Source organism: Paenibacillus sp. MAHUQ-63, from assembly GCF_028765165.1.
GTDB lineage: Bacteria > Bacillota > Bacilli > Paenibacillales > NBRC-103111 > Paenibacillus_E.
In genome coordinates this window covers 853886-875891 of record NZ_JARADB010000001.1, presented here as the reverse complement: position 1 = coordinate 875891, position 22006 = coordinate 853886, and the positions used below count along the sequence as shown (strand labels likewise).

Genomic DNA, 22006 nt, shown 5'->3' with positions numbered 1-22006 from the left:
TCAATCCAACGGATTCTCGGGGCATAACAATAAACACTAATTCAAAGATTAGAGGGCTGTCGCATTTCAGTCCGTTGTGCAAACGATACACTATAGTTTAAAAAAAGGTGATGGCAAATGTTTTCCGAACATGAAGACTTCATAATCAATAATTTCGGTATTTTGATTGCCGAAAGTGCAAATGCTTTGCCTCTTATAACCATTCCTAAAATATATGATGTAGAGGAAGTTGGTGCTATTTACGAAGTTTACTCAGCTGGAATTGTTTCAGGCAAACCGATAATTATCGCTAATACAGATGGTGAACTTGTTTTATATCGTCTTCCTGACGAATTGTTGAAATGGGCTGAAATGTGTATTGAGGCTTTCAAAGATAGAGAAGTAGATGTGTTTCCAGATAAAGTTGAATTTGGAATATTGGATGGTCATGGATATTATGCGAATTTTCTATATGAATCTGATTAAAGTTTAGAGGTCGTTAAACTATCGAGTAACTTTAGCTTTATTAATAATATTTTTGAAACGGTGATGATTATATGGACAGAACTGAGTCACTACTTGAAAAGTATGGTCTAGAACCAACAAAAGAACACAGGGATATTCTTAAAGAGTTACTGGGTAGAGAGTCTTCAAATGAGAAGCGCAAGGATAATGAATACTTGAAAACACTTTGTATCCTTTTATATACCTATGGAATTGCTGAGGATACATTGCAGATATGGATGGCAAAAAATATTGATTTCGATACAGGTTGTTATATTGACGGAGAACTGCTTATAGGCGCGGGACTTGAAGAAACCATTTCATATTTAAAAACATTAAAAACTGCTGAAGCGGACAAAGAATTAGATTATCTCGCGAACCTCGAGACGAATGGAAGGGATAAAGTTTTGGAGTTTTATAGGAATTATTATGGATTGAACTAACGGCGAACGTTTGTTCAAAACACAGCAAAGGGAGGCTGCCGGCACGATCGGCACCCTTTCGCTCACCTAATGGGTAGTTTAGTTTCAATATGTGGTAAAAATGAAATAAAAGCTTAGGGGAGGCGGCTAAACTTGAAATTAACTAAATTATCTCTTTTTTAGTTGACTCATTGTTACTATAAATTAAACAGCTTTTTTAATGTATAGTCGAAACGATGCCAAGTTTGGGTGGAATTCACTAATTTTATGCTATTGCCCTTATTAACGAGAAAAGTGTTTCCCTTCGCATCAATGAAGGCAGAATAAGATGAGAGATCCGTTAGTTTTTGGACTGAGAAATTCGTGTCTATAGAATAAAATCCATCAGTTTCTTTCGTTATATTAGTTCCAAACCGGTTGTTAAATGATTTTACGATGATTTTACTTTCTTTAATTGAGACAATTTCAACGTCGAGACTATTGAATTCCGCATTGAAACCGTGAATTTCCGCATTCGATTTAATGAGTCCGATTTGCGATCGAGCATTAGTGGGTTTAGACACATTTATATCCGCATCACTAACAAGCCAAACTGAACCATCGGATGTTTTAATGTAACGTGTTGGCTGTTGTGTTAACCCAGGCACGAGTTTGGCCGCATGGTCTTTTACCACATAGGTGTAATATACCGGGAGTATGGTCCACCATTTTTCTGAATCGGCATCATCTCTTTGGGCTCCCACCACCACAAGATCCATATCGTCGGCAATTTTAGTCTTAAAACCTATAGGATCATGACTTACAGACTTTACAGCAGAAAGGTCCATAATGTCTGTACCTCCGTAACGGATCGTATTGCCCACTCGCTCGAATTTTTCGTTCTTTTCATCAAGTAAAGAAATAATGGTAGCTCCACTGGATTTGAGAGATGCAATTTTAATCGATTCAGCCTCACTAATATTTAATGGAATGGGGTCACTTTGCAAGTTCTTTGCAACTTTTATGAGTGAAGAAGCTGATGTATCCAGGTAGAGATAGGAGTCATCTTCATACAATATATTGTTCAGTATTTGTTCTTGATCAGTTTCAATTCGAAGTCCTTCTGTACTGTTCCAATTTGTTACCCACCCAAATTCGTCATGAACAAATCTCCAGGTCAAAGGGAAGTATGTTATGTCTTTATACACCAATATTGGGTAAGTTTCATTAGCGTTGTCTATGGATTTACCGTTTACTTTAATAGGGAAAGTGGGTATAGATGCTTTTTCTAAATATTGATCACGTGAAGTAGTCTCTGGTTTAACTTCAATCCCTTTTGGTGGTAATTTGCTAATCTCCAGGCCGGTTTCTTGGCTCCAGTTAACTTGTAGTGCGAGCGATTGGCAATAGTCCCACGTCATTGGTACATATGTGATGTTTTTATGAAGCAAAAGAGGGTATTGCGCTGTTTGGTTGTTAATGGTAACTCCATTAAATTGAACAGGAAATGGGGCTTTTGTAACCGGAAAGGAACTTGTGGCAGCTGTAGTTGTTGAAGATATCAATGTTAAGCTTCCAGCTATAGCAAGGGTGACAACTTTGATCATTTTTCGCATTATGTTTCCTCCTTTAAATCCATGTATACTTTAGACGTATAATAAGTATAATAATAAAAAGTCATGTCAAATGTATAGAAAACATATATAAGATCGATGAGGATATTGGGCATAAAATAACTCAAATTTACCTAATAGAATTAAATGATCCAAATTTATATAAGCAAGAACGATTTGAGGTCAATGAAGGTGAAAAAATCGCCTATGCGATATGGATACCAGTTGCTGATTTTGAACTCGGTCAAAGAATTCTATATCCTAATGGCTTAATTGAATTACTTAAAGAAATTACTTAAAAAATTATAAGATACTAGAGGTATGATTTAGCGGGAACTATAGCTTAAAAAACACCAGGAAGGCAGCCAATCAAGCGGCTGCCTTTTCCATGCTAATGGGCAGTAGAGCTACATTATATGGTAATAATATATTCATGTGGGACGCGGAAGGCATTTAGTTAACTAACTCTTCTATTTTGACAAGGCAGGAAGGGATATAAGGAGGCTCCTTCGTACTGATTTATGGTCAGGGCTCCCATGCTCAGTATCAATTCTAGGATACGGATACCCGGGATTGCCTCCAGTTGTTGGATCAGAATAATTTTCTGTCCACCAGCGCTGTTTCGACAAGACAACCAGCTCTAAAAAGCTCTAAAAAGAAGAGGCCCTCAACCAGAAATAAGGGTCTCTTTTTCTTTTTATGGCGCCTCAATATATAAGGTTAATATAGATAGAGAAATAGGTTTCAGGTGGTGTGTAGATAAAGTTCGCTGCATTCCAACGACAAGAAAATGCCCTCATTAGCGGCAAGAAAGTCCCTACAATCTCCAAATTTAAGAATTTCGCGAAACGAAGATACCTCTAATGAGTGCAATTTCAATATGCACGACAGGAAAATACCTATAATAAGTGCTGACATATGGCCAAGGAGTCGAAATTAACGTTATTTGAAATTGCATACACATTCCTCAAAAAGTGGCGGGAAATAAGAAAGGCCCCAACAAAGAGGCGTGTTGAACGGCCGTATCCGTTCAAAAATTCAGTGGGTAGTCAAGGGTCCATGATATAGTCTCGAATGAGTCATATTGCAAGCTTTGTAGGGATTTTCTTGTCGTTGGCACGCTTTATAGGGATAATTATCTTGTTGTACTTCGTTTTAATAATCAGATCCACGATGTTGATCCCACGGTACCTGATATCTTAGGGGACTCTCTAGGACTTTAATTTTTATGCTTGTTCAATCGAACGAGATAAGGCTCTTGTCATTTGGTTTTGACAAGAACCTTATCTCGTAGAGTAGAGAACTGAATTTTCATCATTGGAGGCGAAAGCCTCCTTACGACTTAACATTTCTGCAGTTGAATTGCGTAATAATTACCCTCATCAAAAATCTCAGTGTGTCACGAAATTAGAAATAAAGAATATATCTTTGAATAGAGGACTAGTAATGGTGCTGAACACAAGAATTATAAGGATAAGCCCTCCCACGGTTAGACTTATTAATCCAAATATTTTACCGATTTTATTTTTAAAGATTGGAAATAATAGTATTAATAGAGTACCTAATCCGAGTGTTAATAAGATTAGTAAACGAACAATTATCAAATCAGTTTGTGTTATTCTAATCATTCCTTTCATTTAACTAATGCTAAACGTAAGCTCGGTTCAATATCCATGCTATTAAGTCGATTATACAACTGAAATGGCTTTGGTATAAGTATTGTAGTAAAATTACTTACTTTTGTTACATTTTGAACGTCAAGATTTTCAGTATAAATATTCCTTTTATTGGGAGACACAGAACCAAAAATGGCATATTTACCATCAAACTTTATCGGCACCCAATCCTTCAAAGCAATTATAGCATAAGGCAATTCGCTTTCACTGGTATTTCCCACTTGTATTTTATATTGAATATTATTAGTTCCTTCCAAGTCTTCTATCAACCACCTCGTTAGCTCATCTTTTTTAGATAAGAAGATCCCTTGTAGGACTTTATTTTCCAATGTAGTACCCTCAACAATTTGATGCTCAGGAATTTTTTCTTCATCCACTATGACACTTAACCTAAGACCTACAACATGATTAAGTTCAGTACTCTTTCTGTATTCTTCATTAATATCGTGATTATTTGGATCTTTTATTATTAAGAATATAATATCATGTCTTCCTTTTTCCAAGTTACTTAGTTTAACTGGTACAATCGATGCTTTTTGGGCCTCTAAATTAAACATGATTCTGTCTTGTTTTTTATTATTAATAATTACTTCTCTAGGGGCAAAATCAATTATTGGCAACACCATTAAGTCCATTGCAAGCTCTTTACCATTTGCAATCATTATATTCAATTCAAGGTCTTCGTTATGCTTAATATTAAATATTCTTTCTTCAACTGTTCTGTTTAAGTCATCGCTAACAAATCCAAATGAAAACCCATTTCCTCTAGGGATATAGGGGTAATTTTCTATATCCCTACCAATAACAATTTTATCATTAGTTGAGCAAGATGTGATTATACTTGATAGTGCTAGTATAAATATGAGTATTACTAAACTAGTTCTTATCCTAATGTTCATTGATCTCTCCAAATATTTTTTATAATCTAATGGGCGACAATCACAAAAACTAAAATAAGCAAGGACAGGGAGTCCTGTCCTTGGTAAAATGCATAAATTATAATTAGTAAGGAGCAGTCTGTTGCGAAAGATTAGTATCGTGTGATTCGGGAACATAATCTAAGTAGCCTGCGTTTTTAAAGACATGATTTCCATATCCATCCGTATACTTTCCTGATAAATCATCTGTTTTAATTGCAGCATAGCTAGTATTAATCTCTTTGTCTTCTTTAGAGGTAGCTAATCCCCCTGTTGAAGAGTAAAGTCTTGCTTTTGCTTCAATTACATCAATACGTTGGCGACTAGTGTAACCACCTTCTGAACAATATGCAATGCTTTTGGCGGTATAACTTGTACTGAAACTTCCTCCACTGCCGCCATACCAAAGGTCACCGAAATAGGAATATTGAAGAGAGCATCCACTTGGTACATCAATAAATGTACTAATACCACTTTTCTGTGCAGCAGCTGTCCCAAAAGGTTTTAATGTTTCTGTGGCAAATGCAGAATTAACTAAAGAGCTCATTAAAGCAAGAGATAGCACTAATACTTTAGTAGCCTTTTTCATGCAATATTCCTCCATGTATTAATATTTTGGTTTTAGCGTGAACTCTGCGCAGTAGTTCGTATTACTTTCCTTAATATGGAAGAGGTAACAATCTAAGGGTACCATCTATTTTATTATAGAAAAATAGTTCTATTGAATCATTTTATTTGTATCATGTTGAACTTTATTTACTAGAATTAGATTGAAGTTATTTCCTCGTCAGGCGCAGTGAACCATCTGAGTTTCCCAAACCTCGAGATTTAATCTCCCTCATTTACATATACATTTGCAAAGGAATTAATTTCAATTAACTCTCCAATAGCTGGAATTTGGCTAATTACAATGCCTTTCTCCACCTGATTACTAGTGGCCTTGGCCTTAGAAACATTTAATTTTAGACCCTTAGAGTCTGCAATTTTAATCGCATTATCAATAGTTTGACCTACTAAATTAGGCATTTCTACCGAATTGTTAACCAATGGGTAGGTCTTACCTTCTTCTCTTATAGTTAAAAATAAGGCTAACGCTATTACCAATAATAGACCAAGAATCATCAATACTAAGTTTAGCTTTTTTATTTTTAAAAAATTATCTTTCAATAGATATCCACCTACTTTTGAAAATTTAATCCTTATTATAAAACAATTGGCAATTAAAATCCAAATGTTTTATTTTATTGTAAATAACTTGAAAATATTTTGAGGTTGGTGATATGATAGGAATATATTTACATGTCATATAATGGATGTGATGGAGAAAATAACTATCTATTGTTTGAAGTAATTTCAAGTAGTTATCTTTATTCCTATTAAAACTAAATTATTGGAGGACTGATTATCATTTTTAAGAAAACATCCAAAAGATTAATACCACTTGTACTAGCAATGTCCTTTGCTTTTCTACCGAATCTTGTGAGTGCTGATAGTGTTGAGCCTGTATTAACAGAAGCAATTATTTCTCAATCTGTAAAAAGTATTGTTAAAGCCCACAATAACCCTAACGAAGCAATAATCGCTGATTCAGGTTACAAAGATAAAGATGGTACTAAAATATTTTATTACATATTACCTCCGACTGTTTCTGCATCCGGAAACAATAATGAATTTTCAATTCAAAGTGTTACGCCAATTTCAAGCCACACAATTCCGCAGGGAGTAAGATTACTTTATTCACAATCCAATGGTAACCCATGGACTGTAACTACTAATCAAGTTGTTGGTATGTCTTTCACTACAAATCAATCTTCAGCAACTTGGATGGAATGGGGGCATATTAATACTGATACAGGAGCAGATGTTTGGTTGAATTCTGGTAATGCAAACCCGGGAACCGGTGGTTATAGTTATAGTGGATTAGCATCTGCTACGCATATTAGGTTCTTTATTAAAAATGGATCGGCATCTAATGTAATAGTGAGTGGTTCAATAGTGTTTTAATATTCTTGGTTTATGAAAGAGTCTACCAAACTTGGTAGACTCTTTGTTTTAAGCGGTTCATTAGGTATGTGTGACAGTCGACAGTCGTCGGGTGACAAGAAGATTATTCATTAAAAGCTGCGAATTTTTCCGCCAATGCTCATATGTGCATCCTGTTGTTCAACAGAACAACAAGAATGCATGCACAGGAACATCATTTTTTTCCGTAAGGTGAAACTGAGACTCGGTATGCAAAAAGAAAAAAGTAACCGGGAAAAATGGGTTCTTTTAGCCGAATCTCTGAGCAATAACAAAGTATTATTGCCAAAGAGTATTTTACTAAAAAAACTTTGACGGAAAACCAATCAACCATTGCTAGTAATGAATTATAGAACTTAATACAACAGGCTGCTAACATTAGTTTATTTATTTCATAAGGCATTTACTCGTAATGATGAGTAATTTTGAAACCTTTTCCTTGACTGAGTGTCTTTATTATAGAAGAAGGCAGAAAGTAGGTGAGAGCCATTGAAGCAGAAAGATCTATTTATGCAATGGATCCAACAATATTATGATCGGTTAACCTATGTAGCGTTTACCTACGTTCGTGATCAAAGCAGAGCACAAGACCTTGTTCAAGAAGCTTTTATGAATGCGTATCTCTCGATTCATCAACTTAAAGACCCAACTCGCCCGTTTCCCTGGTTAGTTCGGATTGTAATAAATCAATGCCATAACGCAATCCGGAAAAACCGCTGGGAGTTAACAACGGAATATCTTCCCGAGCAGAAAAGTATGAGTACAGAAGATATCTACATGCAACAAAGCAGAGACAGGGAAGTATATAGCGCAATCATGTCATTGCACGAGAAATTCCGCACGCCTGTCGTTCTTTATTACTTTGAAGAGTTGTCAATTCGGGAAATTGCAGATGCATTAAAACTCAGTGAAGGAGCAGTTAAGACACGACTCAGAAGAGGAAGAGAACAACTGAAAAGTAAATTAAGAGGGGTTGATATGGATGAACTTGGAGACGCTTATTCGTCAAGCTAAACCAGATTATATTCACGCTGATTCAGAAAAGGTGGCATCGGCCATTCTGGAAAGATTACATGAATTGCCTAAGCCAAAAAGACGGAAAGTTTCCATGCGGATTGCAGTTATCGCTGCAGCTGTAGTTGCTATGATGTTGTCCGCATTAACCGTCAATGCTGCTACTGGAGGCAAGTTGTTTGGTGCGATATTACTAAACAAGGAAAACAGGCACATTGCCAAAGAACCAAATTATGTTGCCATGCAAGAAGTCCCTGCCGGAACTAAAATCCCACCTGATAAAAGGCCGATTCCGAATAGCAATATTATTAATAAAGACCTGCTGCAAACGGTCAATGCCAGTTCGGTAACTAATGTTGCTATAGCAGAGAACAATGGAAATTCTGAAATACCGGAGCTTTTGCTCAAATACAATGGTGATCTTGTGATTTTCACAAAAAAGGGTGAATCGGGATGGCACTTGAACAAAGGCGAGGAGTTGACCATCCAATATAAGCTTGACTTGAAAACTAGCGAGTATTCCGATCCTGCAGGAGAATGGATGGAGATCGGATATATTAAAAACGGTGAATTAATCACTAGCTATACTAAAAAGGCAATGGAGTTTTCAAACACTATTACGGCAGATGAAGCAGGAGAATATTATTTCTACGCTGAGAATTTTTCTGCCGGCTCTATTATCATTACATCTGGAATGATTAAATAGAACTACTAACCCACCGAAAGGATCTGGATAATGAGTGGAGTGGATTATGCACATCATATTAATCTCTAAAAAGTAAACGTTCAATGAAACAGCTAGAACTTATTTTACTCTTCCTTGGTTGTCGCTGTTTCAGTTTCTGAAATCAGTCTAATACTTATAAGTAGATATAAGTAAATGGAATTACAGAAGAACCCACTTACGATCTTGCGAAGGTCATCCAACTTTATTATCTATTATTATAATTTATTGCTCTGTTAGGTCTATAGCAACCATGAATTTACCTTCATAAAATGCAACTTTGAAACCGAAGCACTTTCATTGAATTACTATTTATAGCGAAGACCTATTGTTAGCCGTAGCACTTTTTTTTGGGCTACGCCAAATTATATATAATTACTCATTATAACAACGAAATGTAGTGTATTAGGAGCTAAAATTAATAAGTAATAATAGGCCAAAAGTAACATTTTGGAAATAACAAGAAACTTTTTCCATCATTTAACTGTCTAATGGTATGAAGATCATATTTATACTATTTAAGGAGGAGAATGGAAATTGATTCTTAGAAAAAAGAAGATAACTATTATTACAACTGCACTATTATCAATCTCAATTTTAGGTACTGCATATGCTTATCCGGCCACAGTTGATGGTTATCTTCGAGGAGCGCACTATTATTCGGGGCTTCTAAACACAAGAGCTTGCGGAACTAGTTATTACATGAATGGAGCGTCAACTGTAATTACAAATCACCAACAAATCTACACTACGTCTCCTTTACAAGCGACAGCAGGGGTAGAGCTATGGAAAGATGGTTTTTACGTAGACGCACACAGTAATACTGTGAATGGAAGTGGTAAGGTCGAAGTTAATGACTTACTAGATGCGTGTTTCCATCCAAGCAACAATGATTACGATTTATATGTAAGTCAAAACATATGGTTCACTGATGCTACTGTAAATAATATTTATGGCGCATACAAAAGTTCGCATTTAGCGAACTGGTAGACTTTTTAGGAGGAATATTAATGAATAAGAAGCTTATTTCGATAATGAGTATTGGTGCAATTATTACTGGAATCGTTGCACTTACACCTGTATTTGCAGAATCAAATGTCAACCCAGAGAGGGTTAGTAAAGTAGTAACAGTACCAGCAGAGCAACAACAAAAAAAGGAAGTTGTAGATCGTCTGAAAAAATCTTGGGCGAAGGGAATAGCTAAAATTGAGCAAAGTAAAGGCCAGACGTTCAAGAAAGAAGAATGGGACTTAATATATGGTGTAGATGTTGATTTTCATTTTACAAACAATCTTTCAGCCACTGAAGCACAGTCATTCTTTATGGCGTTGGATTTGGCTAAAAAAGAGTATAAAGCTGGCGATTCTCAATATGGGATATTGCTAAATAAAGACCATAAATCGGCTAGGATTATTTGGGAGCGTGCCAATGGAGGTTTCCATATTGCAGATATATCCATAAAAACCGAAACTAGAACTTTGGAAAATGATCCAAACGTAAGCAAGAATCCAGTTTGGTCGTTAACAAGCCAAGAAGAATTACAGTGACTTTATATTAATATATTCAAATCATATATAATGCTAGCCTTCTTCTGAGGCTGGCATTAACACTGTTTGGCAGCCAACAGGTTGTTGTTTTGCTAATAATTATTTAATAAACCGCAACAGCATCTCAGTTATTCACTTTCAATTAAATGCATTAAATTACAAATAAATTTTTTGATTTTAAGCTGCATGCGGCATTCAGTTAGCTAGAGTTGTATGATGGTAATATTGTTCTTTGACTGCTTGGCTTAAACCATTTAAACCGCACTTGTGATCGAATGATTTGTATAGAAGCATACCGGCATCTGATGACAAGTCGCCACCGCCAAAACCGCACGTTAAGACAATTCTAAGTAGACTAACTCACCAAAGAGTAGTATTATCCGCTTTTATTAAACACTCAACAATGTAGGGAGAGAAGAGTAGTATGAGGAAAAAAAGCAAAATACTAAATTTTCTTAGTGTAGGTTTGTTAAGTATTATTTTAGTTGTTCCATATAACGTTACTGCTTCGGAACCAAATATTACACAAGTTCAAAATAGTAATGAGATGCAAGATAATATCAAATTCAGAACAGAATTTGGTCTCAATGTTAATCAAGAATATATTGATAATGTCATAAGAGATGCGAAAAATAAAGGTAAGAATAATAGATTCGGTGCATATTTAACAGATGTAGAAGAAAAGGAATTAGATATACGTTTTAATAGACAAAAGGAAAATATAACAACAATCATAAAGCATATTGAAAATAGTGTTAACTCTAATCAGTTTGCTACAATATTTATAGATCAAAAAGAGGGCGGAAGAGTAAAAATTGGATTCAAGAAAAAGCCTGATTCAGTTTTTGTAAATGAGTTAAACGAAATATATGGAACTAATGACATCGAATTGTTTGAAACCAAATATTCACAGAAAGAATTGGACCAACTCAATGAGCAAATTGGAAGAGATCGCAATAAATTGATTAATCTAGGGATCTCTCTTTCTAGCGTCGTTACTAACGTGATTAGTGGTAAAGTTGATATAGGTCTAAAACATATAAATGAAGAATCGCTTACAAAGCTTAAACAACTATATCCTGCCGACATAATTAACGTAATTCAAGACAACGAAAATCGTCAAAATCAAGCGTCTCCCTCTGATAATTATCGACCTTTAGAAGCTGGTTTAAAAATTACCGCAGCCGAAGGAAATTCATGCACCAATGGATTCACCGCTACGGGACAAGGGTATAACTATTTAGTTACAGCTGGTCACTGTATGACTTATGCAGGCTATCCAGGTCAGCAATGGTATCAGGGAGGCGGTTTAGTAGCTTATGCAGATCGTTATCAAGAATCAGGCTCTGTTGATGCTGCGGTAATGAAGATAGATTCTGCGAACTTAACCAACCAGTTATTTGCTTACGGTACTCACAATTTCCTTAAGTTTAATACAACCCAAGCTTATTCTTCTGAGGTAGTGGGTCAGACTACTTGTATATCTGGAGCCGTTGGTGGTACAAATTGTGGTACACTAAAATCAACGAGCTGGTCTGGTTTTTGGGGGACCACTTGGTTTTCTGGTCTAAGAACCGCAAACTATACTGCTCAGAGCGGTGATAGCGGGGCACCAGTATTTTTTGCTTATTCACTCAATGGAATACATAAAGGAGCAGATTCTAATAATAAATACTATAGTATGATTACTAATGTAGAATCCGCACTATCAATTCAAGCCCGATTATATTAAAAAATAAAGGAACTATTTTATTGAGGAGCGGTTCATCGCTCCTCAATTCTCTAGGAAGGTGATTCAAATTAAAAAATTGGGTTTATTATTTATTCTTCTTTACACAACAATCATTTGCAACGGATGCTCTGAGAAAGAACGATTAGATGGAATGATAATAAAAATACATGATGACCAACTTATTGTTTCTAGTAATATTGACTCCAACGTCACCGCTTTTTATTTCGACCTATCTAAAGTAAACCGATTAACGAATGAATCAAATAAAAAAGTTAAATCTACCGAACTAGTAGTTGGTCAAACTATATCCATTTATTATGATGGAAAAACTGAAGATAGTTTTCCTGCAAGAATTTACCCTACAAAAATAGTTCTTCAAGGTGAAAGCAAAGATTCGGTTGAGAAGAAAAAAGCCATTGAGATGGTTTTAGAACAAACCCCAAATGATAAGTATTTTTATGTTAAAAATGCTATCCAAAACAATCATGTTTGGGATGTGTACTTAGGAGATATTACTAATAAAAAGATAGAAATAAAATATAAAGTAGATATTTTAAATGAATCATTATCTGAAATTAAACAGTCATAAAAATACAACCTGCATTGAATGGGTTGTATTCTTTTAAGATAGACTTTGTAAGCCTGCAAGAGAAGGGGAACAACGGTTATGCAAGCGGCCTACTTGAGGGCCAGGCGTTATGAACAGCATAGCCCCATTATTTTCCTCCTAGACGGTCTTTTTAATTTATGGGATCAAGTTCTTGTCACGAGTTAATGACAAGAACTTTATCTCATTCCCGACGGAAGGCCAGGGCGAGTATTTTCCAAATGATTAAACTAACGGGAGAACGATAGTTGAACATTCAACAAGAACAAGGCTGCCGACAATGTACGGTAGCTTTTCGTTCACCTAACGGGCAGGATACTTCCAATATCTGTTATAATAAAATGTAATATGCTCTAGGGGGATGATACAATGCTTAGTCTACCACAGGGGTTTAAAAACAAGAAATTTCAATTTTGGTTTTACAGGGTAAGTCACGGAGAACTTCTTATTCGTAGTCCCAAAAATAAGGAAAACCAAAAAAATATAGATATTTTGTTTTTTGATATTAGATATATCGAGTTACCAAGAGTTCTGGATGAAATTGTGCTCGATGATGCAACTAATGAAGAAATCAATTATGTAAATAACAAATTAGGTGAACATATAACTGATCAAAAGGTAACTATAATTGTTTCAAAAGGCATTCGATATCTCATTGTAGCATCATTTTCTAAAGTAAAAGAAAACGAGCTAGATCTTTTTGAACATCCTTTTAATGAATAACTAGGATTATCGCTGAACTAAACAATCCTGTAGAGCTTAAGAAATGAGCTTTGTAAAAAAAGGAGCGCCTCGGTATGATGGGTTTGTCGACAACACATCAGGGAGGCGCTCTTACTATGAAGTTTAAGCAAATAGATACACAAAATCAACGGGTCGAACAAATTACCACCTCGCATCTTGTTGTAGGAATCGATATGGCGAAAGAAATACATGTCGCACAAGCTACAAACTTCCGCGGAATAGTGGTTTCGAAACGTCATCTTTCGTTTTCCAATAGTATTGAAGGGTTTGAAAAACTGAGCCGTTGGATGAGTGAATTACTGCAGAAACATCAGTTGAAAAAGCTCATTATTGGCATGGAACCGACCGGGCATTACTGGTTTAATCTAGCCAACTGGTTAGTAGATAAAGGTGTGCATGTGGTTATGGTTAATCCGGCCACCACGAAGAGAAATAAAGAAAACCGGGATAATAGCCCGTCAAAGAATGACCCAAAAGATGCGCTTACCATCGCAGATTCTGTAAGCCGAGGCTTCTATTATGAGTACACCCGTCAGTCACTTGTGTTCCAACGCTTGCGGACCATGATGAGTGACCGAGAATTTTGGGTGACGAATAGTGTGCGGCTGCAGAATCGAATCATTCGCTGGTTAGACATTCGTTTCCCGGAGTATACGTCTGTATTTAAAGATTGGACTTGTAAGCGCTCATTGGCGACTCTCAAGACCTTCCCTTGTCCACAAGATCTTGAGAAGTATACGGTAACAGATATCATTAGCGCTTGGCGTGTCCATATGCAGCGTGCTGGAGGGACTACGGGGATAGAGAAGGCCTCGCAACTGATCGCACAAGCTAAGCGAAGTGTTGGAGAACGAGTTGCTGTTGAAGAAGCAAGAGCAGATTTAAAACGACTCATTGAAGAACATGAGCGTGTGACCTCCATGCTAGAACAGATCGAGAAGGATATCGAAGTTCTGCTTTCGGAGATTCCAATGGCGCAGCAACTTCGCAGTATAAAAGGACTCGGGAAGATCTTCACCGCGTCAATATTAGCTGGTACAGGGGATTTAAGGCAATATGCACACGGACGCCAGGTTTTACGGAAGGCAGGTCTTAATTTGGCCCAAAGCACGTCCGGAAAGCGCAAGGGACAAATTGTTCTTTCAAAACGGGGAGATTCCGCCTTGCGAAAATATCTCTATCTTGCGACGGTTCAACTTGTTTGGAATAATCCCGTTTTTCGCCATCTGCATGAACAAAATTTGCAGGAAAAGAAGATGAAAAAACAGCAGTCCATCTTTAAGTTAATTGGGAAACTAGCGAGAATCTTAGTTGGTATTGTTCAACGGGGAGAAAAGTTCATACCAGAAAAAACTATTTTGAACTGGACTGAAGCAGCTTAAGTTCTGAAGATATATCACGTATATTGACTCGTTCACGGAATTTCATACAAAGAAAGCACGGAGAACCGAGTTCGTTCCTCTTAAGGGCTAAGACCCATCCGCTAAACGCGATCGGTCTCCACACCTTGGACAAGTATAACGAAGGATTGTAAGGGCAATGACCCGTTGAGTTATGGGAGGGTGAACGCCAAGGGATTTGTGGAGTATGTGTGCAGAAGAAACTAATTGGGGAATATTTCCTAATAGTCCTCTGTTTCCGCATGCCTTGCCCGCCCCCTCAACCGGTCTACCTGTTCTCTATCCTAAAATTCACTTGATTTAAGGTAATGGAATTCTGCGAACGAGTGAGTATATGTGAGATAAACCCTTAAAACCGAGGGACGGGGAACGATAGCTCAATTAACTTCAAATAAATCAAAAGAAAACCCGGCATTCACGCCGGGTTCGTTGTTACATAAATGTTACCATGTTAGCCATCCGCTTGTTCTCTTATAGCCGACAATCATATCGAATTTCTCTGAACGTACTAATTGAGTTATTTTGTTTCTGTAAATCCTGTAGTGATCTTTACGACAGGATTTTATTTCTTTATCGTAGTGAACGGCCTTGATACCTTTTCGAACTTCTTTTAGTTTCTGAACTCTAGGGTCCTTATAGCTTTTTTTCTTGATAAAAATTTTTCTACTTGCAATTTCGCATTCCCAAGCCTTGATTTCTTCGTTATCAAACATTTTCTTCCCCGTTGCGTGGGGCTAGATTATGGTTTGCACCATGACACCATCGCAACTAACGGAAGAACGTATTAGGATTTTGCATGAAATCCTCTCCTTAGAAAAGCTCTGTGAATTACAAATAAATTATCTTATAAATACCTCTAATAAGCAACAAATTAGAACTTATCATTACGTTAACGGGTAACGATAGTTAAATACCAGGAAGACTGACCAAGACTGACCTGAGTGAGGTAGGAGGAGAATATTGGACAAAAGAAAGGTAATGTTGTTTACGCTTACTACTATTATTGTTTTGCTAAATGTGTTTGCAAGTTTCCGATGGAATTATAACAATATTGAAGGTGACATGAGATACAAAACTGATCGTTGGACCAATATAGTTTGGGTTGAATTTTACGCACCTCTTGCAAGTGGAACAGCTATGGAGTTTCCGTTATTATCGAATTCAGAGATTAGTTCATACCCACAACTAGAGTCTCATGTAGAAAAAATTGCTATGTCCGGTTATTTGGTGAGTGAATGGCTTAAGAGAATGAAATTTACTTACTTATATTATGGCATTAACTCGTCCCACGAGGAAGAGTGGTTTGAACTAACGGGACACGATAGCATAACAACAAAAGAGCAGATCGCCGCGTGATATGCTCTTTTGTTGTCAGTCAGGGGGATGTCGAGAGGTCAGTTCTTAACTGTTAACTAAGGGAGTCCGTTTGAAATCGTAATATTGCAGTATGAACTCCATTGCTCCTGGTTCTTTTATTAGTTGTGGAAAATAAAAAAAGTCATTTTTAAACAAGTATGATGCTGTTGTGATGTCAATTTCTAGCCACTTTATCAATAACTCATCTTTTATTGGTACGTGGAGTTGCCATTCTGATAATGATTTGAAATTCAAATCAGTGATTAATTCAGAACATTTACATGTAAAGCCCTCGAAAGTTTGAAAATTAACAAAATTAAAGGTGATTTTTCGACCACACTTGCTACAAGCGTTCCTTAAATCACATAAATGGAATGGACATTGATGCAATAAACTGAATTGGTGAAAAAGGCTGTGGTGTCCCATACTCAAACATTCCTCGCAATAAGTAAGGTCGGATCTTATTAGATAGTTAATGTAAGTTATTTTTGAAAACATTCCAGTAAGTCTGGTCAAGTTTTGTTTTGACTGTTCCAAGAAGTCGAATCCAATTACATGAATGAGATTTTCGAGATCAAATTCAAATTCGTGTAGCAAATCTCGAGTATTAATGACGTTTGCGTATTTAATTTTCTCAAGAATTGACCATCCGGATTCAAAAGGATTAACCCAAGACGCATTCCATGTAAGAGTGCCCAATTGTGTCACTTCCTTCTTTTAATTAAAATATGTTTTCGATTATTATGTTCCAACTTTAATTGATTTAATTTTCGATAATACTCATCTAAATCTAGTTGGGGTAATTTCTTTGTGTCTGAAAGAACTTGTGTCTTTATCAGCTCTCCAGTATCTAAAATGATGCATAGCGCATGCTGCTCTTCTGAGTAAATAACCGGAATTTTCACCATATAATAAGGGCTATTTAGTGAAAACCATTGCTCGGATATAGCCAGAGTGCAAGTGTATCTTTTTTCTTTAAAAATGATTCCTTCAACTGTTACAATTGCTAATGAGTCGATATTGTTTGGAAAATACGTAGAAATCCCTCCTTAGAGATACAGGGCTATACTAGTATGTATTGCCAATATATTCAAGGAAGATTCATTTTTGAACACAAATAGTAATCAAAAAAAGATGACAACAACCATGGTAGGTGTTGTCATCTTTTTTCGCTTGTCCCTTTAATGAATTTTGCGTTTTTCATAGCATATTCAAGTGCTAAGTTTATTAATTCGTTTCTAGATCGATTGCTTATTTTCGAAAGGTGGTCGAACTGCTCCTGTAATGCTCTATCTACTCTTATGGTGATAGTAACAGATTTATCTTCTTTTGGAGTAATAATAAAATCATCGTCACTCATTAAATCACCTCTATAAAATAGTATAGAAGTAATAAAGCACATAAAAATATAACACAATTTGTATTCATATATGATTACAAATTAAATTCGTGGTTAGACTGGTAAGCAGTAAGTGAATTAAGGTTTATTAAGTATAGGAGTTGAATAAGGTTATGAATAATAGTACGAAAATGCAATTACTTGAGGCAGCAAAGAGTGTTTTTGCAAGGAAAGGCTTTGAGAAAACCAACCTTATAGAAATTATTCATGAAGCCGGAATACGTAACAAACTTGTCGTTTATCAATTTAAAGGAAAAGATGGTTTGATGTCCGCGGTATTACAAACATTTCTACCTCTAAACAAAATTATCTGGAAAAAGGAGCTTCATGATGACCCGGTCGTATGGATGAAGCAAATTATTAATGATGTTGTTCATTTACGAGAAAAGGATCCTGAAATTCTATCAATCCTTCAGTCAGAAATAATGTTTCCTTCAAATCGTGGTGATTTAGTTGACTTTTACATTTCATCAATTTGGAAAGAATTTAGAGATGTGCTGGACTCAGGAAAAACTAGGGGATGCTTTCAATTCGGCTCCTTAGAACTAACATTAGCGTTCGTTATTAGTTCAACTTTTATGTACAAGCAAGAGTTCCAAACTAACACTAAAATCATTAGTAGCGACATTATTACTAGTGAAACAACAAGCCTTGTATTAAAGGCATTAGATTATAAATCAACTGATAATTCATTGACTGCAAGAGGGATTTTATGAGTCTATCAAATTTCGATAAGTTTTTAGAAACTGGGGAATATAGTAGGCTTAAACGTATTTCAGAAGAAATTAAGTTAATAAAGGATTTTATTAGAGAAGATCTATGTTTTAAAGGAGTTACCCGAGAAGTATGGAAGGAATACGGGATTGTCGGGAAGTTTCGAAGTATAAATCGATATGAGTACAATCATTCGATATTAAATGAATATTTATTTGATTTGGGAATCTTACCTCTGTTATCTAATGTAAAGGGAGTATGTTTAACGGATGAAGAGAAGCAATGTTTACTCAGAGCTAACAAAGCAGACCGAGAAGATAGGGTTTATTTTATTCCTACAAAATTAATAAATTTAGGTTTTAACAGAGCACAAGAATATAATTTGTCACTTAACGAATTGAGCGTTAATGAGAAGGTGCTTCTATGGAAGGAAAAAATGGTCTTAAAAGAAATTCTGGAAAAAGAATGGGAGTCTCTATTAAATAGTTTGAGGGGGTTACTCAAGCAAGAGGATAATTTTAAGATAAAATCAATGTTTGGCACTGTCACGTTGAAAAGTAAAAATCTGTATTGTCCGAAGGATGTCTTAGAGTTATTAGGGAAAGATGTTCTCATACAATCAACGAAAGTTAGATTTGAGAAATTAGAGGAATATGCTGCACAAGGATTTTTGAATATGACTGAAATAAAGCGATTTCGAAGAGTTGTTAATGTCGAACAACAGTTTGTTCTAATGGATTTAGATAAAGAAGAACGCTGCAAGTACTGGTTCAATCAAAGATTAAATAAGTTATCGGAATTAAGTAGGAGACGAAATTAGGGAGTCTGATCGTTTACGTTATTATGACGATCGTTGAATCTCTCATTAATACAATAGAGCACGAAGTTCAAGTCTTGCTTCATAGATATATTTTTAATGTTTTGAAATACAGTACCCTTCAGAATTTGTTTATGTTCGCCGTACATATTAAGAAGGTCGAGTAGATCTTTTGATCTAATATCGTTCTTAGTATAAGATTTATAGTTTGGAAACGAAGGTTGGTGCAACAAAATAGGTTCATTACAATTGGTACAGCACTGTGAAATTAAGGGACTCTTATAAAATGCGTAAGTTAAAGGTTGATCACACACTCTACAATTGTTTTTCAGTGATTCCTGATGAAAGGGACATTCATTAATAAACTTGAATTGAAAAAATAAACTGTGGTAACCAGTTAAAGAACAAGAATTGCAGTAGTAAAGATTTTTATTATAAAAATCATCTGCATGATTGGCATAACTTATAAAATCCTCAGATAAATTATTTTTTACATTATGAAATTGAGACTGCAATGGATATGAAATCATGTTTTCAATTTTATTATGATCTAGTCCTCTTATTAGTAAAAAGGAGATGCTATTATTATGTGGGCAACTAAAATTTTTGAAAAATTCACTATGTGATATTACATTGGCATAACAAAATTTATCATAGACGCTTAATGGTGATTCATATTCTGATATCCAGTCATTTCTCCAGGTAATTTCCTTATGCATAATATCATCCCGAATTTAATTTTAAAGTTAATTTTGTACTTCACTGAATCATTTACGCTCCATGACTATTTGTAACGGTGTTGGGAAACAGGAGATTGCTTTTACTGAGAGATAATAAAACTATACATGTAGAAGAATTGCCTTAGGCTCTTCTTCTTTTTTTGATTTATTTTTATTATGCACCGACTATAGGACGCACCAACATACCTCTTGGATGTCTATTGACTGTATTATATTCAAATAATAAATATCAATCGTTGCTACAAGCCTTCTGCAAGATTGTAATTATCATGCATGATTGATATCTCAAGTATTGGTTTAAATTTAGACCAATTTTTCCATACTGATTCATCAAATGTTTGATATAGTTGATTACCGCATTTACAGGTGAAAGGGATATCTTTCGCAATATTGAAGAAATAAATGTCTTTACCGCAAAAATCACATTTAGTTTGAAGCTCGGTTAAATGAAAAGGACAAACATCTATTTGCTTATATTGATGTAAGTAACTATGGTAGTTGTACTGGATGCATTTTTCACAGTAGCATAAGTGTGTATGAAAGTAATGCAGCGGATTGTATCTTTCAAGTTTGGAGAGTTTTAACATAGTTGTTTTAATCTCGAAGAAATCGATATCTGTGAGTTCTTTTAGCTTATTAAGTGCATCGTCAGACAGCTTATTTACATTTCTTAGACTACGCATTCTACTAGTTGTATTATTATTAATGTATTGCGACAGTTCACTACCATTGATCCAATTGGAAATTTTTATGTTCTCAATTAATGACCAAATTGATTCGTAGGGTCTTTTCCATTCATTGCGCCAGATAATGTTTCTCCCCATATAATTAGCCCCCTAAAATGAGTTCTGGATATATTTATTTCCAGCCGAGAGCCTTTTTTATACATGCGTTTTCTCTATTATTGTGATTTTCATGTCGTAATAATCCGATTTTCTTGATTATCGGCATTTTCTTGTCGTGAATAGTATCCTTTTTTTACGATGTCGGGATTTTCTTGTCGCTAATGAGGATATTTTCATGTCGTTGTACTCTTCCTCCCTCTCCTTATTTATAATAATTATAAAAAAGTATTGACTTCAGCCCACCCCTTATTTATAATCATTATTAACTGATATGGATTATCAGTGGACAAGCAGTTGATATGGATGAAAGGGTGCAGCCTATGTACGATGTCATTATTATTGGAGCCGGACCAGCAGGTGCTTCCGCAGCCATTTATACAGCAAGAGGAAACTTGAAAACACTTGTGATCGACAAATCGCCGAACAATGGGGCGCTCGCTATCACACACAAAATTGCTAACTATCCGGGTGTACCGGGCGAGATGTCGGGTAAGGATTTGCTCGATACGATGCGTGAGCAGGCGAAAGGCTTCGGGGCGGAGTTTATTCAGACGACGATAACAGCTGTCGATGTGGAGGATGAAACGAAGGTCATTTTCACCGCTGACGGGATTTATGAAGGCAAATCGGTCATCGTTGCAACAGGCTCCAAAGGACGGAACCGGATGCTGCCAGGCGAAGAAAATTTGCTCGGACGCGGGGTAAGTACATGCGCAACGTGTGACGGAGCCTTCTTCGAAGGCAAGACGGTAGCCGTTATCGGCGATTCGGAAGAAGCGTTGGAAGAGGCGCAAGCCCTTAGCAAATTCACGGATAAAATATATTTCGTCGTGCCGCGTCCGGAGCTGCAAGGTGTTCACCATATGCCGGAGCTGCCGGGAACGGAAATGTTTTACAAAGCCAAGCCGCTTGAAGTGCTGGGCGACAATCAGGTGGAGGGACTGCGAATTCGGACAGGCGCCGGCAGCGAGGAAGTGCTTAAGGTCGATGGCCTTTTCGTTTTCTTGTCTGGCAGTAAACCGGGCACGGACTTCCTGCAGGATCAAGTGCCGCTTGATGAGGATGGCTTTATGATTCTGGATGCTTCCATGCAATCATCGGTTCCTGGCGTATTCGGAGCCGGAGAAGTAAGACGCACCCCTGTGAAACAAGCCGTCGTTGCTGCAGCCGATGGAGCGATCGCGGCAATGGCCGTCGACAAATTTATTAATAAAAGGGCTCAAATGATCCCTCAATACAAATAATTTCAACCTAT

Annotated in this window: 22 protein-coding genes; 15 read left to right on the top strand and 7 right to left on the bottom strand. The window is 36.2% G+C overall.

The features are described 5' to 3' along the window. The first annotated feature begins 117 nt into the window (after positions 1 to 117). Both PUT07_RS03870 and PUT07_RS03865 read left to right on the top strand, forming a co-directional pair. The gene (locus PUT07_RS03870) at positions 118 to 465 is read left to right on the top strand and encodes a hypothetical protein (RefSeq protein WP_274466465.1); all 348 of its coding nucleotides are present in this window, start codon (positions 118 to 120) and stop codon (positions 463 to 465) included. Positions 466 to 536: 71 nt separating this feature from the next. Beyond that, the gene (locus PUT07_RS03865) at positions 537 to 926 is read left to right on the top strand and encodes a hypothetical protein (protein WP_274466464.1); all 390 of its coding nucleotides are present in this window, start codon (positions 537 to 539) and stop codon (positions 924 to 926) included. Positions 927 to 1102: 176 nt separating this feature from the next. On the opposite strand, the gene PUT07_RS03860 is transcribed toward PUT07_RS03865, so the two are convergent. The 4 genes from PUT07_RS03860 to PUT07_RS03845 all read right to left on the bottom strand — a co-directional run bounded on the left by PUT07_RS03860 (position 1103) and on the right by PUT07_RS03845 (position 6257). Then, positions 1103 to 2500, bottom strand: a complete 1398-nt coding sequence (locus PUT07_RS03860) for a hypothetical protein (RefSeq protein WP_274466463.1) — start codon at positions 2498 to 2500, stop codon at positions 1103 to 1105. Between the two features lie 1630 nt (positions 2501 to 4130). After that, on the bottom strand, positions 4131 to 5072 hold the full coding sequence (locus PUT07_RS03855; RefSeq protein ID WP_274466461.1) for a hypothetical protein: 942 nt from the start codon (positions 5070 to 5072) through the stop codon (positions 4131 to 4133). A gap of 103 nt (positions 5073 to 5175) precedes the next feature. Beyond that, positions 5176 to 5679 carry a hypothetical protein gene (locus PUT07_RS03850; RefSeq protein ID WP_274466460.1) on the bottom strand — a complete coding sequence of 168 codons (504 nt, stop codon included), beginning with the start codon at positions 5677 to 5679 and terminating at the stop codon, positions 5176 to 5178. 239 nt (positions 5680 to 5918) lie between these two features. Continuing rightward, entirely contained in the window at positions 5919 to 6257 is a 339-nt protein-coding gene (locus PUT07_RS03845; protein ID WP_274466459.1) for a PASTA domain-containing protein, read from the bottom strand. A gap of 285 nt (positions 6258 to 6542) precedes the next feature. On the opposite strand from PUT07_RS03845, the gene PUT07_RS03840 reads away from it, so the two are divergent. The 9 genes from PUT07_RS03840 to PUT07_RS03800 all read left to right on the top strand — a co-directional run bounded on the left by PUT07_RS03840 (position 6543) and on the right by PUT07_RS03800 (position 14862). After that, positions 6543 to 7094, top strand: a complete 552-nt coding sequence (locus tag PUT07_RS03840) for a hypothetical protein (RefSeq protein WP_274466458.1) — start codon at positions 6543 to 6545, stop codon at positions 7092 to 7094. A gap of 507 nt (positions 7095 to 7601) precedes the next feature. Further along, on the top strand, positions 7602 to 8126 hold the full coding sequence (locus PUT07_RS03835; RefSeq protein WP_274466457.1) for an RNA polymerase sigma factor: 525 nt from the start codon (positions 7602 to 7604) through the stop codon (positions 8124 to 8126). Further along, positions 8095 to 8832: a hypothetical protein gene (locus tag PUT07_RS03830; protein WP_274466456.1), complete on the top strand. Its 738-nt coding sequence runs from the start codon at positions 8095 to 8097 to the stop codon at positions 8830 to 8832. Before PUT07_RS03835 ends, PUT07_RS03830 begins: the two co-directional genes overlap by 32 nt. A 555-nt stretch (positions 8833 to 9387) precedes the next feature. Beyond that, positions 9388 to 9840: a hypothetical protein gene (locus tag PUT07_RS03825; protein ID WP_274466455.1), complete on the top strand. Its 453-nt coding sequence runs from the start codon at positions 9388 to 9390 to the stop codon at positions 9838 to 9840. A 20-nt stretch (positions 9841 to 9860) separates the two neighbouring features. Beyond that, positions 9861 to 10397 carry a hypothetical protein gene (locus tag PUT07_RS03820; RefSeq protein ID WP_274466454.1) on the top strand — a complete coding sequence of 179 codons (537 nt, stop codon included), beginning with the start codon at positions 9861 to 9863 and terminating at the stop codon, positions 10395 to 10397. Between the two features lie 424 nt (positions 10398 to 10821). Continuing rightward, complete coding sequence (locus PUT07_RS03815; protein ID WP_274466453.1) at positions 10822 to 12129, top strand: S1 family peptidase; 1308 nt, start codon at positions 10822 to 10824, stop codon at positions 12127 to 12129. A gap of 58 nt (positions 12130 to 12187) precedes the next feature. After that, the gene (locus PUT07_RS03810; protein WP_274466452.1) at positions 12188 to 12718 is read left to right on the top strand and encodes a hypothetical protein; all 531 of its coding nucleotides are present in this window, start codon (positions 12188 to 12190) and stop codon (positions 12716 to 12718) included. 387 nt (positions 12719 to 13105) lie between these two features. Further along, positions 13106 to 13459 (top strand): hypothetical protein, encoded by a 354-nt coding sequence (locus PUT07_RS03805; protein ID WP_274466451.1) that lies wholly within the window; start codon positions 13106 to 13108, stop codon positions 13457 to 13459. Between the two features lie 116 nt (positions 13460 to 13575). After that, a complete protein-coding gene (locus tag PUT07_RS03800) occupies positions 13576 to 14862 on the top strand; it encodes an IS110 family transposase (RefSeq protein ID WP_274466450.1) in 1287 nt (428 codons plus the stop codon). Positions 14863 to 15323: 461 nt separating this feature from the next. Here PUT07_RS03800 and PUT07_RS03795 read toward each other — a convergent pair whose 3' ends face one another. Then, positions 15324 to 15593, bottom strand: coding sequence for a hypothetical protein (locus tag PUT07_RS03795; RefSeq protein ID WP_274466449.1), 270 nt, complete (start codon positions 15591 to 15593; stop codon positions 15324 to 15326). Positions 15594 to 15840: 247 nt separating this feature from the next. On the opposite strand from PUT07_RS03795, the gene PUT07_RS03790 reads away from it, so the two are divergent. After that, positions 15841 to 16236: a hypothetical protein gene (locus tag PUT07_RS03790; protein ID WP_274466448.1), complete on the top strand. Its 396-nt coding sequence runs from the start codon at positions 15841 to 15843 to the stop codon at positions 16234 to 16236. 1159 nt (positions 16237 to 17395) lie between these two features. Here PUT07_RS03790 and PUT07_RS03785 read toward each other — a convergent pair. Continuing rightward, positions 17396 to 17596: a ribbon-helix-helix protein, CopG family gene (locus PUT07_RS03785; RefSeq protein ID WP_274466447.1), complete on the bottom strand. Its 201-nt coding sequence runs from the start codon at positions 17594 to 17596 to the stop codon at positions 17396 to 17398. 152 nt (positions 17597 to 17748) lie between these two features. On the opposite strand from PUT07_RS03785, the gene PUT07_RS03780 reads away from it, so the two are divergent. After that, positions 17749 to 18351, top strand: coding sequence for a TetR/AcrR family transcriptional regulator (locus tag PUT07_RS03780; protein ID WP_274466446.1), 603 nt, complete (start codon positions 17749 to 17751; stop codon positions 18349 to 18351). Further along, complete coding sequence (locus tag PUT07_RS03775) at positions 18348 to 19169, top strand: hypothetical protein (protein ID WP_274466445.1); 822 nt, start codon at positions 18348 to 18350, stop codon at positions 19167 to 19169. The genes PUT07_RS03780 and PUT07_RS03775 overlap by 4 nt, the downstream gene beginning before the upstream one ends. Positions 19170 to 20145: 976 nt before the next feature. Here PUT07_RS03775 and PUT07_RS03770 read toward each other — a convergent pair. Next, the gene (locus PUT07_RS03770; RefSeq protein ID WP_274466444.1) at positions 20146 to 20730 is read right to left on the bottom strand and encodes a hypothetical protein; all 585 of its coding nucleotides are present in this window, start codon (positions 20728 to 20730) and stop codon (positions 20146 to 20148) included. A gap of 341 nt (positions 20731 to 21071) precedes the next feature. On the opposite strand from PUT07_RS03770, the gene PUT07_RS03765 reads away from it, so the two are divergent. Next, the gene (locus tag PUT07_RS03765) at positions 21072 to 21995 is read left to right on the top strand and encodes an NAD(P)/FAD-dependent oxidoreductase (protein WP_274466443.1); all 924 of its coding nucleotides are present in this window, start codon (positions 21072 to 21074) and stop codon (positions 21993 to 21995) included. The last annotated feature ends 11 nt before the right edge of the window (positions 21996 to 22006 follow it).